Below are 13,364 nucleotides of genomic sequence, written 5' to 3'. Positions count from 1 at the left end.
GCCGACGACACGCTGACGGACACTCCGGCAGCCGAACCGACCGACAGGCCGGCGCATGCGCCCCTCGTCCCGCCGGCCGCCGCCTACCCGTCCGCCCTGGCCGTGGCCAGCAGCTCCTCCGCGTGCGCCCGTGCCGTCTCCGAGTTCTCCTGGCCGGCCAGCATCCGGGACAGTTCGCGGACCCGGTCCTCGCCTTCCAGGACCTTCACCCCGGACCGGGTCACGGACCCGTCGTTGGTCTTCTCGACCAGCAGTTGCCGGTCGGCGAAGGCGGCGACCTGGGGCAGATGGGTCACGACGACGACCTGGGCGGTCTTCGCGAGCCGCGCCAGGCGCCGCCCGATCTCCACCGCGGCCTTGCCGCCGACACCGGCGTCGACCTCGTCGAAGAGGTAGGTCGGCACGGGATCGGTCCCCGCGAACACGACCTCGACGGCCAGCATCACGCGCGACAGCTCACCACCGGACGCGCCCTTGGCGATCGGCCGGGGCGGGGCACCCGGGTGCGGGGCGAGCAGCAGCTCGACCTCGTCGACACCGGCCGGCCCGTACGCGACCGTCCGCCCGCCGACCTCCACGCCGGCCGGGTCCTCGGTCTGCCGGATGTCGAAGGACACGCGCGCGTGCGGCATGGCCAGCGAGGCCAGCTCCGCGGTCACGGCGGCCGCGAACCGCTCGGCGGCGTCCGCCCGCGCGTCGGTCAACGCCTGCGCCAGCCCGCCCAGTTCGGTACGGAGCGCGTCCCGCTCGGCGGTCAGCTCGTCGATCCGCTCGTCGTCACCGTCCAGTTCGGTGAGCCGGGCGGCGCTCCGCTCGGCCCAGGTGAGCACGGCGGCGACGTTCTCGCCGTACTTGCGGGTCAGCGCGGTCAGCGCGGCCCGCCGCTCCTCCACGGCCGCCAGCCGCAGCGGATCGGCGTCGAGGTCGTCGGCGTACCCCGCCAGCTCACCGGCCACATCGCCGAGCAGGATCCCGATCTCCCCGATCCGGTCCGCCAGCGCGGCCAGCGCCGGGTCGTAGGACCGTACGGCGTCCAGGGCCCGCTGTGCGCCCGCGACGAGCGTGGTGGCGTCGATCCCCTCGGGGTCCTCGGGATTGCCCGCCAGCGCGGCATGGCCGGCCGTGGCGGCGGACGACAGCGCCTCCGCGTGCCCGAGCCGCTCGGCCTCCTCCGCCAGCTCCACGTCCTCACCGGCGCGCGGCTCCACCCCGGCGATCTCGTCGAGGCCGTAGCGCAGCATGTCGGCCTCCTGGGCCCGCTCACGCGCGCGCGTGGTGATCTCGTCCAGCTCGACGGAGACGGCCCGCAGCCGCCGGTACGCCTCGGTGTACTTGGCCAGCGGTACGGCGACCGCGTCCCCCGCGTACCGGTCGAGCGCCTGCCGCTGCCGGGACAGCTTCAGCAGCCCCTGCTGGTCGGTCTGCCCGTGCACGGCCACGAGCTCGTCGGCCAGCTCGGCGAGCACCCCCACGGGCACGCTGCGCCCGCCCAGATGCGCCCGGGACCGCCCTTCGGCGGAAACGGTACGGCTGATCAGCAGCGCCCCGTCGTCGATCTCCGCCCCGGCCTCCTCGGCCCGTACGACGACCGAGTCCCCGGCGGACACACTGATCCGCCCCTCCACGACCGCCTTCTCGGCCCCGATCCGCACGAGCGCCGCATCCGCCCGCCCACCGAGCAACAGCCCCAGGCTGGTGACCACCATGGTCTTGCCCGCACCCGTCTCACCGGTGACAGCGGTGAACCCGGGCGACAGCTCGACGACGGCGTCATCGATGACTCCGAGCGACCGTATCCGCATCTCTTCCAGCACGATGAAGACCTTACGAGGTCGGGGCGGGCAAGTGCGAGGTGCCCTTGTCACCCGGGGGAGTGTCAGGCTTTTAGGGGCGCGGGGAACTGCGCGAGCAACCACAAACCACCCGCACTCGCCGACGCTCCGCAACCAGCCCCCACAGATGGCTAGTGAGGCGCCCCCCGCCATCCAGACACCGGCAACGCAAACTTCGCAACCAACCGATCCGTGAACGAAGCATGATGCAGCCGAGCCAACCGCACCGGCACAGCCCCCCGCCGCACCTCGACCCTCGCCCCCGGCGGCAACTCGAAAGTCCGCCGCCCGTCACACCACAACACCCCCGGAGGAATGTGCGGCAACAACTCAACAGCCAGCACAGAGTTCGGCGACGTCACCAACGGCTTCGCGAACAACGCGTGCGCGGAGATCGGCACCATCAACAGCGCCTCCACCTCGGGCCACACCACAGGCCCCCCCGCGGAGAACGCGTACGCCGTGGACCCGGTCGGCGTGGACAGCACGATCCCGTCACACCCGAACCCCGTCACCGGCCGCCCGTCGATCTCCAGCACGACCTCGAGGAGCTTCTCCGCACCGGCCTTCTGCACGGCCGCCTCGTTCAGCGCCCAGTCGGTGTGGACGATGTCCCCGTTGCGGTGAACGACGACATCGACGGTCATCCGCTCCTCGACCTCGTACGACTTGGTCACCACCCGGTCGACGACCTTGTCGAGGTCGTCCCGCTCGGCCTCCGCGAGGAACCCGACGCTGCCGAGGTTGACGCCGAGCATCGGCACCCCGGACGCGCGGGCGAACTCGGCGCCGCGCAGCAGCGTCCCGTCACCGCCGAGGACGATGAGCAGTTCGCACCCTTCGAGGCACTGCGGAGTCGCCTCCTTGACGAGCTCCACCTCGGGCGGCAGCGGCAGGTCGGCGGCCTCGTACGCCAGGACGCGCACGCCGATCTCCGAGCGCAGCAGCCCCTTGACCACGAGCTCGGCACTGCGGATGGCGGCGGGCCGCCCCGTGTGGGCGAGCAGGAAAACAGTACGAGCTCGGTTCGGTGTCAACGCGGCCCCTCCGCCACTGCACGGTCAACATCGGCCGGGTCCAGAGCGGGCGCCCCGGCACGCAGCCACAGAAAGTACTCGACATTGCCCGAGGGTCCGGGCAAGGGACTGGCCGTGACCCCTTGCACCCCGAGCCCGAGCTCCCCCGCCTTGCCCGCCACTCCGCGCACCGCCTCGGCGCGCAGCTGCGGACTGCGGACCACTCCCCCGCTGCCCAGCCGCTCCTTCCCCACCTCGAACTGCGGCTTGACCATCATCACCAGATCGGCGTCCGGCTTCACGCACCGCACCAGGGCGGGCAGTACCAGGCCGAGCGGGATGAAGGACAGATCCCCCACGACAAGATCCACAGGCTCCCCATCGATCGCTTCGAGCGTCAACTCGCGTACGTTCGTACGGTCCTTGATGGTGACCCGTTCATCGCTCCGAAGAGACCATGCGAGTTGTCCGTACCCGACGTCCACGGCGACGACGTGCGCGGCCCCGGCGCGCAGCAGCACATCGGTGAATCCGCCGGTGGACGCGCCGGCGTCCAGAGCCCGCCGCCCCTCGACGACGAGCCCCTGCGGCACGAACACCTGGAGCGCGCCCGCAAGCTTGTGCCCGCCGCGCGAGACGTAGTCGGGGTCGCTCTCGTCGTTCTGGACCACGATGGCGGCCGCCGTCTCCACCTGGGTGGCGGACTTGGTCGCGACGGTCTTGCCGACGGTGACCCGCCCCGCGGCGATCAGCTGCCCAGCGTGCTCGCGCGAGCGCGCGAGCTTCCGGCGGACCAGCTCCGCGTCCAGACGGCGACGTGCGACTCCTGCCACGTTCGGTTCAGCTCCTAGTGCCATACGAGGATGAAGGTGCCCTCTTGTCATACGACGGGGAGGGCGCCGGAGTTTCCGGCCGGGCGTCGAGCGCGGTGAGCGCGTCGCGCAGCCCTCGGTGTACATCCTCGTACACCTCCAGGTGGCCGTCGGTGGCGAGGTGGTCGGCATCACCGAGCCGCTCCAGACCGGCGTCGACCTCGGCGTTGCCCGTGGGGGTGCGGGGGACGTGCAGAGGGGCCGGGGCGGCCGGGTCGTGCTCGGGTTCGACCGCGGCCTCCGGGGAAGGCTCGGGAACTGCGTCGCTCATGCCCAGACGCTACCCCGAACCGCTGGGGTACCGTCGATCGCGATGGCCACGATCGAGGAGTGCCGCGCCGCACTCGAGAAGCTCTCCGACAACATGCGCAGCGCCGAGGGGGACGTCCGCGCGGCAGCCGCCATGGACCGCTCGGTGAGCTGCCGTATCACCGACCTCGACATCACGTTCGTCGGCCGGATGACGGGCGGCCGGATCGTGGTGCACGACACCCTCCAGGGCCCACCGCGGGAGAAGGCCCAGATCAGGCTCACCATGACCGGCGACGACCTGGTGGCCCTGGTGAACGGCGAGCTGCACTTCGCCAAGGCCTGGGGCTCGGGCCGGGTGAAGCTGGAGGCCGGTCTCAGAGACCTGCTCCAGCTCAGGAAGCTTCTTTGACCTCCACGCGCGCGCGTGCCTTGCGGGCCGCCGGCACCACCAGCGGCGTGTCCGTCTCCGGGTCGTCGATGACCTGGCAGCGCAGCCCGAAGACCTCCTCCACCAGCTCCGCGGTGACGATGTCCCTGGGGGCGCCCTCGGCGATCACCTTGCCGCTCTTGAGGGCGATCAGATGCGTGGCGTACCGGGCGGCGTGGTTGAGGTCGTGCAGCACGGCGACCAGGGTGCGGCCCTGCTCCTCGTGCAGTTCGGCGCACAGGTCCAGGACGTCGATCTGGTGCTGGATGTCGAGATAGGTCGTCGGCTCGTCGAGCAGCAGCAGCGGGGTCTGCTGGGCGAGCGCCATCGCGATCCACACGCGCTGCCGCTGGCCGCCGGAGAGCTCGTCCACGTACCGGTCGGCCAGCTCGGCGACCCCGGTCTGCCGCATGGACTCCTGGACGACCTGCTCGTCCTCGGTGGACCACTGGCGCAGGATGCCCTGGTGCGGGTAGCGGCCCCGGCCGACCAGGTCGGCGACGGTGATTCCGTCGGGCGCGATCGAGGACTGCGGCAGCAGCCCCAGGGTCCGCGCGACCTTCTTGGGAGCCATCGACTGGATGGTCTTGCCGTCGAGCAGCACCCGGCCCTCGGTGGGCTTGAGCATCCGCGACAGCGCCCTCAGGAGCGTGGACTTGCCGCACGCGTTGGGGCCGACGATCACGGTGAACGAGTTGTCGGGTATCTCCACCGACAGCTGCTCGGCGATGACTCGCTGGTCGTAGGCCAGGGTCACGTTCTCGGCGGACAGGCGGTTCACAGTGCTCCTTCGGTTGTTCAGCCCGCTGTCGGTGCTGTGGTCGGCGCTCGTGTCCGGCCGGTCGGCGCTGGGGTGGGCGCTCATATCCGGCCCGCCCTGCGCTCGGCGACCAGCAGCCACAGCAGGTAGACGCCACCGAGGACGCCGGTGACCACGCCCACGGGCAGCTGGTCGGCGCCGAACACGCGCTGCGAGACCCAGTCGGCGGTGACCAGGAGGGTGGCGCCCATGCACAGGGAGGGCAGCAGGTTCGGGCCGGGCGAGCGGGTCAGCCGGCGGGCCACCTGGGGCGCGATGAGCGCCACGAAGCTGATCGGTCCGGCGGCGGCGGTGGCGGTCGCGGTGAGCAGGACGGCGGCCACGAGCAGCAGCATCCGCACCCGCTCGACCCGCACCCCGAGGGCGTACGACACGTCGTCGCCCATCTCCATCATCCGCAGGTCCCGCGCGCGGGTGAGGACGAGCGGCACCAGCACGACGCACAGCGCGAGCAGCGGCCAGACCTGGTCCCAGTCCCGTCCGCTGAGCGATCCGGTCATCCAGACCACGGCACGGGCCGCGTCGGTGAGGTCGGACCGGGTCAGCAGATAGCCGTTGAGCGCGGTGAGGATCGCGGACACACCGATACCGACCAGGACCAGTCGATACCCGTGCACCCCCTGTTTCCAGGCGAGCAGATAGATGGCGATCCCGGTCGCGAGTCCGCCGAGCAGCGCGCCCACGGTGACCTGGGTCGCGCTTCCGGACATCAGGACGATCACGATCAGGGCACCGGCCGCCGAGCCCTGCCCGAGCCCGAGGATGTCCGGACTGCCCAGCGGGTTGCGGGAGATGGCCTGGAACAGCGCTCCCCCGAGCCCGAGCGAGGCGCCGACCAGCAGCGCGACCAGGACCCGCGGCAACCGCAGCTCGTTGATGATGAACTCCTGTCCGGCGTTCCCGTTGCCGGCCAGCGCCCTGAGGACGTCGGCGGCCGGGATCGGGAAGTCGCCGGTGCCGATCAGCACGACACTCGCGGCGAGCGCGGCGAGCAGCAGCAGGAGAACGACGGTGAGGGAACGGACGTCCAGCCGGACGGACATTCCGCCGGGGGTCCTGACGGCACGGTTGGTCTTCACAGCTGGGCCGTCCTCCGACGTCGTACGAGAAGGATGAAGACCGGGCCGCCGAGGAGCGCGGTGACGATCCCGACCTGGAGTTCCGCGGGGCGCGCCACGACCCGGCCCAAGATGTCGGAGGCCAGCAGCAGCACGGGCGACAGGACGGCCGCGTACGGCAGGATCCAGCGCAGGTCGGGACCGGTGAACGAGCGGACGACGTGCGGGACCATCAGTCCTACGAAGACGATCGGCCCGCAGGCGGCGGTCGCGGCCCCGCACAGCACGGTCGCGGCGAGCATGGACAGCGCCCGGGTCCGGTTCAGGTTGGCGCCCAGCGCCTTGGCGGTGTCGTCGCCCATCGCCACGGCGTTGAGCGGCCGGGCGAGCGCGAGGGCGAGCACCGAGCCGGCCAGCAGGAAGGGCAGCACCTGCACGACGGTCGAATCGGTCGCGGAGGACAGCGAACCGACCGTCCAGAAGCGCATCCTGTTCAGCGCGGCGTTGTCCAGGATCATCACGGCCTGGAGGTAGCCGTAGAGCGCGGCGGTGATCGCCGTACCGGCGAGCGCCAGCCGCACCGGCGTGGCGCCCCGGCTGCCGCCCAGGAACCAGACCATCGCCCCGACGGCGGCCGCACCGACGAACGCGAACCAGACATAGCCGTTCAGCGAGGTGACGCCGAGGAACGAGATGGCCGTGACGACCGCGGCGGACGCGCCCGCGTTGATCCCGAGCAGTCCCGGATCGGCCAGCGGATTGCGGGTCAGCGCCTGGAGCACCGCTCCGGACAGTCCGAGCGCGGCACCGGCCAGGACTCCCAGCACGGTCCGCGACAGCCGGTCGGCGACGACGACGTCGGCGTAGGTCCCCGAGTCCTCGAACAGACCGTGCCAGACCTCCCCCACGGACAGCGCCTTGGCGCCGATCGCGATACTCGCCACCACGGCGAGCGCAAGGAGCGCGAGGGAGGCGAGGAGCCCGATGGCTCGTATCGCCCGGCGGTTCGGGGGCGCGGGAGCGGTCTCCGCGCGCTGCTCGGGAGGACTGTCGACCAACACGTAGTTAGGTTAGCCTACCCTCTCGATCTGGCTCGATCCGTGTGCACGGCCCCGCCGGGAGGAACGCCCCCGTGAACTCGCCCCTGTCCGCTTCCCGTTCCCTTTCCACCGGTCACAGCACTTTCACCGACCGCGCCCTCAGCCGTCGCACTCTCCTCACCTCCGTCGGCGCCCTCGGCCTCGGCGGCCTCCTGACGGCGTGCGGCGGTTCGGACGACGAGCCCGCCGACGGCCGAGCCGGAGCGTCCACGTCCGGCGGACCGTGGACCTTCAAGGACGATCGCGGTACGACGGTCAGAACAGACTCCACGCCCAAGCGCATCGTCGCCTTCGTCGGCGCCGCCGCCGTCCTGCACGACTTCGGCATCGAGTGCGTCGGCGTCTTCGGCCCCACCAAGCTGGAGAACGGCGAGCCCGACCCCCGGGCCGGCGGCATCGACGTGAACAAGGTGACCATCCTCGGCAACACCTATCCCCAGTTCAACGTCGAGCGGTATGCCGCGCTGCGCCCCGACCTCCTGGTCGCCCAGATGACCGACCCGCCGGCGCTCTGGTACGTGCCCGAGGAGTCGGCGAAGAAGATCGAGTCACTCGCCCCCAGCGTCGGCATCCTCACCACGAAGAGCTCGCTGACCGAGGTGATCGACCGCTTCACCGAGCTCGCCGCGTCCCTGGGCGCCGACGTGAAGTCCGCCGAGCTGGCCGCCGACAGGACCATCTTCGAGACGGCCTCGGCCCACCTTCGGCGGGCGGCGACGCGATCGAGCGGCCGCCTGAAGGTCATGGCGATCTCCGCGGCGCCCGACCTCATGTACGTGGCCAACCCGGACGACTTCACGGACCTGCGCTACTACAAGTCCCTCGGCGTCGACTTCGTCACCCCCGCCAAGCTGAGCGAGGGCGGCTTCTGGCATCAGCTCAGCTGGGAGAACGTCGACACCTACGACGCCGATGTGATCCTCGTCGACAACCGCCCCGGCACCCTCCAGCCCGCCGACCTGGCGAAGGCCGAGCCGACCTGGGCGCGCCTGCCCGCCGTACGGGCGAAGCAGATCTTCCCCTGGGTCAACGAGGAGCGCTTCAGCCACGCCGGGTACGGACCGCGGATCGACAGCCTCGCGGCGGCCCTGGAGAAGTCGAAGAAGACGGCCGCCTGACCGCTGCCCCGACTTTGGGCGCGTGCCCGGCGTCGCCGCTCACACCCCCAGCCGCGCCAGCGCCTTCTCCCCATCCAGGCGGCAGACCCCTTCCCCGGCCGCCGTCCAGGCGGCGGCGCACAGCGCACGCAGTCCGTCCAGGGCCTCGCCCTCACCGTCGAGTTCCAGCCGCTCGGCACCCGCGACCGCCGTCCAGCCGCCGCACCGGAACCCGTCCCCCGCCTCGACGACCTCCGGCTGTCCCGTGAGCAGTCCGCGCAGATCGGCGTCGACGTACGTCGGCCGGTGCTGCGGCGGCGCGGCCAGCAGCTGGGCGCCGTCGGTCACCCCGGTCAGCACGAGCAGCGAGTCCACCTCGCCGTTGAACGCCCCCTCGATGTCCGTGTCCAGCCGGTCCCCGACCACCAACGGCCGCTCGGCGCCGGTCCGCAGGATCGTCTCCCGGTGCATCGGAGGCAACGGCTTGCCCGCCACCTGCGGCTCGGCACCGGTGGCGATCCGCACGACCTCCACCGCCGCCCCGTTGCCCGGCGCGATCCCCCGCCCGCTGGGAATGGTCAGGTCGGTGTTGGACGCGAACCAGGGCACCCCCCGTGCCACGGCGTAGGACGCCTCGGCGAACCGCCCCCACGGCAGGTCGGGCCCGCCGAACCCCTGCACCACCGCCGCCGGATCGTCGTCCGCCGACTCCACGGGCTCCAGGCCCCGCTCCCGCAGCGCCACCCGCAGCCCCTCCCCGCCGATCACCAGCACCCGGGAGCCCTGCGGCACCTGCTCGGAGATCAGCCGGGCGACCGCCTGCGCCGAGGTGATGACGTCCGAGGCGCCCGTCGGTATGCCCAGCTCGGTGAGGTGCCCGGCCACGGTGTCCGGAGTCCGGAGCGCGTTGTTGGTGACGTACGCGAGACGCATCCCGCCCGAGCGCGCGGTGGCCAGCGACTCGACGGCGTGCACGATGGCGTTGCCGCCCGCGTAGACCACTCCGTCCAGGTCGAGCAGCGCCGTGTCGTACGCCTCGCTCAGAGCCTGTCCACTGGCCTCGGGCCTGGTCCTGACGCCCTGGCTCATTCCGCATCGCTCCTCGTTCGACGGCTTTCCCCCGATCATCCCCCATGCCACCGACACCCGTACGATGCCGGGATGAACACAGCAGGTCACTCGGAATCAGCGGTGCGCCGAGGCCTGGAACTCACCCCGTTCCGAGGCCTTCGCTACGACCCCGACCGGGTCGGCAGCCTCGCCGCCGTGACATCCCCGCCGTACGACGTCGTGGTCCGACCGGACGGCCTGCACCAACTCCAGTCCAACGACCCGTACAACATCGTCCGACTGATCCTCCCGCAGGCCACCACTCCCGCCGAACGCAACGACCAGGCGGCCCGCACCCTGCGCCGCTGGCTGTCCGAGGGAGTCCTCGCCGCCGACCCGGAACCCGGCCTGTACGTCTACGAACAGAGCGACGGCAACGGCCTGCTCCAGCGCGGTGTCATCGGCACCCTGCGCCTGTCGGATCCCGCGGAGGGCGTGGTCCTGCCCCACGAGGACGTGATGCCGCACGTCGTGGCCGACCGCGCCGCCCTGATGCGCGCCACCTCCGCGAACCTTGAGCCGCTGCTCCTGACCTACCGCGGCGACGGCTCCTCGTCCGCCACCTCCGAGCTGGTCGAGCACACCGCCGGACAGCCGCCGCTGCTCGCCACGACCACCGAGGACGGCTTCCACCACCGCCTCTGGTCCCTCACCGAGCCCGCCGACCTGGCCCGCATCCGCTCCGACCTGGCCCGCCACCAGGCCCTGATCGCCGACGGCCACCACCGCTGGGCCACCTACCGGCGTCTACGCGCGGAGCACCCCTCCCCCAGCCCCTGGGACTACGGCCTGGTCCTCCTCGTCGACACGGCCCGCTACCCCCTGCGCGTCCGCGCCATCCACCGCCTCCTGCACGGCATACCGGTGCCGGAGGCCCTGACCGCAGTGGACGGCCTCTTCCGCGTACGCCGCCTGGACGTCCCGCTCGCAGCGGCCCTGGACACCCTGGCCGACGCGGCCTGCGCGGGCAACGCCTTCCTCCTCGCCGGCGACGGCGCCTTCCACCTGCTCGACCGCCCGGACCCGGACCTCCTGGCCCGCACCATCCCCGCCGACCGTCCCGCCGCCTGGCGCACCCTGGACGCGACGGTCCTGCACGCCGCTCTCCTCGACCACGTCTGGCACATCCCCGAGGACGACCCCACCCGCATCGCCTACATCCACGACACGTCCGCCACGGTGGAGAAGGCCGAACGCGACGGCGGTACGGCGGTCCTCATGCACCCGGTCCGCGAGGAGGTCGTCCGCGACCTCGCCCGCCAGGGCGTGACGATGCCCCGCAAGTCCACGTCGTTCGGCCCCAAGCCGGCCTCGGGACTGGTGCTGCGCGCGCTGGACCTCTGACCTGCGAATCTGACATGCGAAAGGGCAGACCCCGGTCTGGGCCCGCCCTTTCACTCACTCACTGACTCATGCACGCACGTCAGTCGTCGTCGACGTCATTTCCGTTGTCGTCCCCGGCGTCCTCGGCAACCTCGGTGTGCCCGGTGTCCCCGGCGTCCTTCGCGGACTCGACCACGCTCGCGTCGTCGTCCTCGACCACACTCTCGTCGAAGGCGTCGACGAACTCGACCCCGTCCAGCTCGGCGAGCCGGTCCGACGCGTCCGTGCTGCCGTCCTTGTCGGCCTCGACGGCCTTCGCGAACCACTCCCGCGCCTCGCCCTGCCGCCCGGCGGCCAGCAGCGCGTCGGCGTACGCGTACCGCAGCCGCGCGGTCCACGGCTGCGCCGAGCTGGACGCGAGCTCGGGGCTCTGAAGCGTCACGATCGCCGCGTCCAGCTGCCCCATGTCCCGCCGGGCACCGGCCGCCACGAGCCGCATCTCCACCTGCCCGGCCTTGTCGAGCTTGTGCACCTCGGGAGCCCCGGCCATGTCGAGCGCCTTCTCCGGCCGCCCGAGCCCACGCTCGCAGTCCGCCATGACCGGCCACAGCTCCACGCTGCCCGTCATCCGCCGCGCGGCCCGGAACTCGGCGAGGGCCTCCGCGTACTTCTGGTTCGCGTACGCGGCGAACCCGCCCGCCTCCCGTACGGCGGCCACACGCGACGCGAGCCGCAGCGCCACCTTGGAGTAGGCGTAAGCCCTCTCCGGGTCCTCGTCGATGAGCCGGGCGACCATCACCAGGTTCTTGGCGACGTCTTCCGCGAGCGTCTTGGGCAGGCTCTGCAGCTCCTGCCGTACGTCCTGGTCGATCTCCTCGCCCGTGACGTCCTCGGGGATCGGCAGCCGCTTGATCGGCTCACGGTCCCGCTCCCGCTCATCGCGGAAACGGCCCCCACCACGCCGGTCGTCCCGGCGACCGCCGTCCCGACCTCCGTCGCGCCCGCCGTCCCGACCCCGGAAACCTCCCGGCCGTCCACCACGATCGTCCCGCCGAGGGCCGCCCTGCCCACCACGGTCGTCCCGACCCCGGAAGCCGCCCCGGTCACCCCGGTTGTCGTCACGCCGGAAGCCACCACGATCACCGCGGTCATCGCTCCGACGGTCGTCGCGGCGATCGTCACGGCGGTCGTCACGACGGAAGGGAGGCCGATCATCGCGCCGGTCATCACGACGGTCGTCGCGCCGGAAGGCGGGACGGTCGTCACGGCGGTCATCGCGCCTGTCGTCACGGCGGAAGGCAGGCCGGTCATCACGACGGTCGTCGCGCCGGAAGGCAGGACGGTCATCGCGCCTGTCATCACGACGGTCGTCACGTCGGAAGGCAGGCCGGTCGCCATCCCTACGCGGCCCACGATCCCGGTCGTCCCGACGCGGCCCACTGGGACGATCGTCGCCCCGGAAGCCCCGGTCACGATCCCGGTCATCACGACGGAACCCACCGCGGTCATCGCCACGGCGATCGTCACGCCGGTCGTCGCGCCTGTCATCACGGCGATCGTCACGCCGGAAGGCGGGCCGATCATCGCGACGGTCGTCACGGCGGAAGCCGCCACGGTCATCGCGCCGGCCCTGACCAGCGCGGTCGTTGTCCCGGCTGAAGCCGCCCCGGTTGTCGTCCCGACGGAAGCCACCACGATCACCGCGGTCATCGCCCCGACGGTCGTCACGGCGGTCATCGCGTCGGAAGGGAGGCCGGTCGTCGCGCCTGTCGTCACGGCGGAAGGCAGGACGGTCGCCATCCCTACGCGGCCCGCGATCCCGGTCGTCCCGACGCGGCCCGCTGGGACGATCGTCACGACGGAACGGAGGACGAGGCCCACGGTCCCCTTCGCGTCGGTCGTCACGACGGTCGTCGCGTCGGCCAGAGCCACCCCGGTTGTCGTCGCGACGGAAGCCACCACGGTCGCCGCGGTCACCACTGTCCCGTCGCCGCTGGTCGCGCTCCGGTCGATCGTCGGGAGAGTTGGTGGACATCGGTGACTCCTGTCTTCGGTACCGCAAGCATTATAAAAACGAAAGGACCCCTGGTCCCAGCTGAACGCTGGGGACCAGGGGTCCTTCCCAAAGATTGTTCGGCGGCGTCCTACTCTCCCACAGGGTCCCCCCTGCAGTACCATCGGCGCTGTAAGGCTTAGCTTCCGGGTTCGGAATGTAACCGGGCGTTTCCCTCACGCTATAACCACCGAAACCCTAATGGTTTCGAGCGAACAAGCACACTTTTTAATTGGGCGTTCTACTCAAAGCCGGCAACAGTCGTTGCCTCAGAACTAACACAGTGGACGCGAGCAACTGAGGACAAGCCCTCGGCCTATTAGTACCGGTCACCTCCAGCGGTTACCCGCCTTCCAGATCCGGCCTATCAACCCAGTCGTCTACTGGGAGCCTTAACCCCTCAA

Annotated in this window: 12 protein-coding genes and 2 rRNA genes; 3 read left to right on the top strand and 11 right to left on the bottom strand. The window is 71.4% G+C overall.

Features of this window, described 5'->3' with window-relative positions:
* Positions 1 to 83: 83 nt before the first annotated feature.
* The 4 genes from recN to K4B79_RS26520 form a co-directional block, all read right to left on the bottom strand.
* Positions 84 to 1,802 (bottom strand): DNA repair protein RecN, encoded by a 1,719-nt coding sequence (gene recN / locus K4B79_RS26535; protein ID WP_232029877.1) that lies wholly within the window; start codon positions 1,800 to 1,802, stop codon positions 84 to 86.
* Between the two features lie 161 nt (positions 1,803 to 1,963).
* A complete protein-coding gene (locus tag K4B79_RS26530) occupies positions 1,964 to 2,869 on the bottom strand; it encodes an NAD kinase (RefSeq protein WP_232029443.1) in 906 nt (301 codons plus the stop codon).
* Positions 2,866 to 3,681 (bottom strand): TlyA family RNA methyltransferase, encoded by an 816-nt coding sequence (locus K4B79_RS26525; protein ID WP_232029442.1) that lies wholly within the window; start codon positions 3,679 to 3,681, stop codon positions 2,866 to 2,868. Before K4B79_RS26525 ends, K4B79_RS26530 begins: the two co-directional genes overlap by 4 nt.
* A gap of 7 nt (positions 3,682 to 3,688) precedes the next feature.
* Entirely contained in the window at positions 3,689 to 3,991 is a 303-nt protein-coding gene (locus K4B79_RS26520) for a hypothetical protein (RefSeq protein WP_232029441.1), read from the bottom strand.
* Positions 3,992 to 4,033: 42 nt separating this feature from the next.
* Here K4B79_RS26520 and K4B79_RS26515 point away from each other — a divergent pair, with 42 nt between their 5' ends.
* A complete protein-coding gene (locus K4B79_RS26515) occupies positions 4,034 to 4,381 on the top strand; it encodes an SCP2 sterol-binding domain-containing protein (RefSeq protein ID WP_232029440.1) in 348 nt (115 codons plus the stop codon).
* Here the strand turns inward: K4B79_RS26515 and K4B79_RS26510 are convergent.
* The 3 genes from K4B79_RS26510 to K4B79_RS26500 are packed head-to-tail and all read right to left on the bottom strand — an operon-like array spanning position 4,365 to position 7,338.
* A complete protein-coding gene (locus K4B79_RS26510; RefSeq protein ID WP_232029439.1) occupies positions 4,365 to 5,264 on the bottom strand; it encodes an ABC transporter ATP-binding protein in 900 nt (299 codons plus the stop codon). The genes K4B79_RS26515 and K4B79_RS26510 overlap by 17 nt on opposite strands.
* Entirely contained in the window at positions 5,261 to 6,298 is a 1,038-nt protein-coding gene (locus tag K4B79_RS26505) for a FecCD family ABC transporter permease (RefSeq protein ID WP_232029438.1), read from the bottom strand. Before K4B79_RS26505 ends, K4B79_RS26510 begins: the two co-directional genes overlap by 4 nt.
* A complete protein-coding gene (locus K4B79_RS26500; protein ID WP_232029437.1) occupies positions 6,295 to 7,338 on the bottom strand; it encodes a FecCD family ABC transporter permease in 1,044 nt (347 codons plus the stop codon). Before K4B79_RS26500 ends, K4B79_RS26505 begins: the two co-directional genes overlap by 4 nt.
* A gap of 71 nt (positions 7,339 to 7,409) precedes the next feature.
* On the opposite strand from K4B79_RS26500, the gene K4B79_RS26495 reads away from it, so the two are divergent.
* The gene (locus K4B79_RS26495; protein WP_308280507.1) at positions 7,410 to 8,495 is read left to right on the top strand and encodes an ABC transporter substrate-binding protein; all 1,086 of its coding nucleotides are present in this window, start codon (positions 7,410 to 7,412) and stop codon (positions 8,493 to 8,495) included.
* A 39-nt stretch (positions 8,496 to 8,534) separates the two neighbouring features.
* Here the strand turns inward: K4B79_RS26495 and K4B79_RS26490 are convergent, their stop codons facing one another.
* Complete coding sequence (locus tag K4B79_RS26490) at positions 8,535 to 9,563, bottom strand: HAD hydrolase-like protein (RefSeq protein WP_232029436.1); 1,029 nt, start codon at positions 9,561 to 9,563, stop codon at positions 8,535 to 8,537.
* 72 nt (positions 9,564 to 9,635) lie between these two features.
* On the opposite strand from K4B79_RS26490, the gene K4B79_RS26485 reads away from it, so the two are divergent.
* Positions 9,636 to 10,928, top strand: coding sequence for a DUF1015 domain-containing protein (locus K4B79_RS26485; RefSeq protein ID WP_232029435.1), 1,293 nt, complete (start codon positions 9,636 to 9,638; stop codon positions 10,926 to 10,928).
* A 79-nt stretch (positions 10,929 to 11,007) separates the two neighbouring features.
* Here the strand turns inward: K4B79_RS26485 and K4B79_RS26480 are convergent, their stop codons facing one another.
* From K4B79_RS26480 to K4B79_RS26470, 3 genes are all read right to left on the bottom strand, one after another.
* Entirely contained in the window at positions 11,008 to 11,811 is an 804-nt protein-coding gene (locus K4B79_RS26480) for a tetratricopeptide repeat protein (RefSeq protein ID WP_232029875.1), read from the bottom strand.
* 1,227 nt (positions 11,812 to 13,038) lie between these two features.
* A 5S ribosomal RNA gene (gene rrf, locus K4B79_RS26475) occupies positions 13,039 to 13,155 on the bottom strand.
* A gap of 104 nt (positions 13,156 to 13,259) precedes the next feature.
* A 23S ribosomal RNA gene (locus tag K4B79_RS26470) occupies positions 13,260 to 13,364 on the bottom strand; the annotation flags it as partial.

The sequence above is a fragment of the Streptomyces lincolnensis genome (genome assembly GCF_021173675.1).
GTDB lineage: Bacteria > Actinomycetota > Actinomycetes > Streptomycetales > Streptomycetaceae > Streptomyces > Streptomyces lincolnensis_B.
Note: the sequence above shows the minus strand (reverse complement) of the source record. Positions and strands in the feature narration are given on the sequence as shown.

Coding starts and splice junctions, on each gene's coding strand:
- K4B79_RS26510 (WP_232029439.1), bottom strand. CDS start 5,264: ATGAGCGCCCACCCCAGCGCCGACCGGCCGGACACGAGCGCCGACCAC.
- K4B79_RS26515 (WP_232029440.1), top strand. CDS start 4,034: ATGGCCACGATCGAGGAGTGCCGCGCCGCACTCGAGAAGCTCTCCGAC.
- K4B79_RS26520 (WP_232029441.1), bottom strand. CDS start 3,991: ATGAGCGACGCAGTTCCCGAGCCTTCCCCGGAGGCCGCGGTCGAACCC.
- K4B79_RS26490 (WP_232029436.1), bottom strand. CDS start 9,563: ATGAGCCAGGGCGTCAGGACCAGGCCCGAGGCCAGTGGACAGGCTCTG.
- K4B79_RS26485 (WP_232029435.1), top strand. CDS start 9,636: ATGAACACAGCAGGTCACTCGGAATCAGCGGTGCGCCGAGGCCTGGAA.
- recN (WP_232029877.1), bottom strand. CDS start 1,802: ATGCGGATACGGTCGCTCGGAGTCATCGATGACGCCGTCGTCGAGCTG.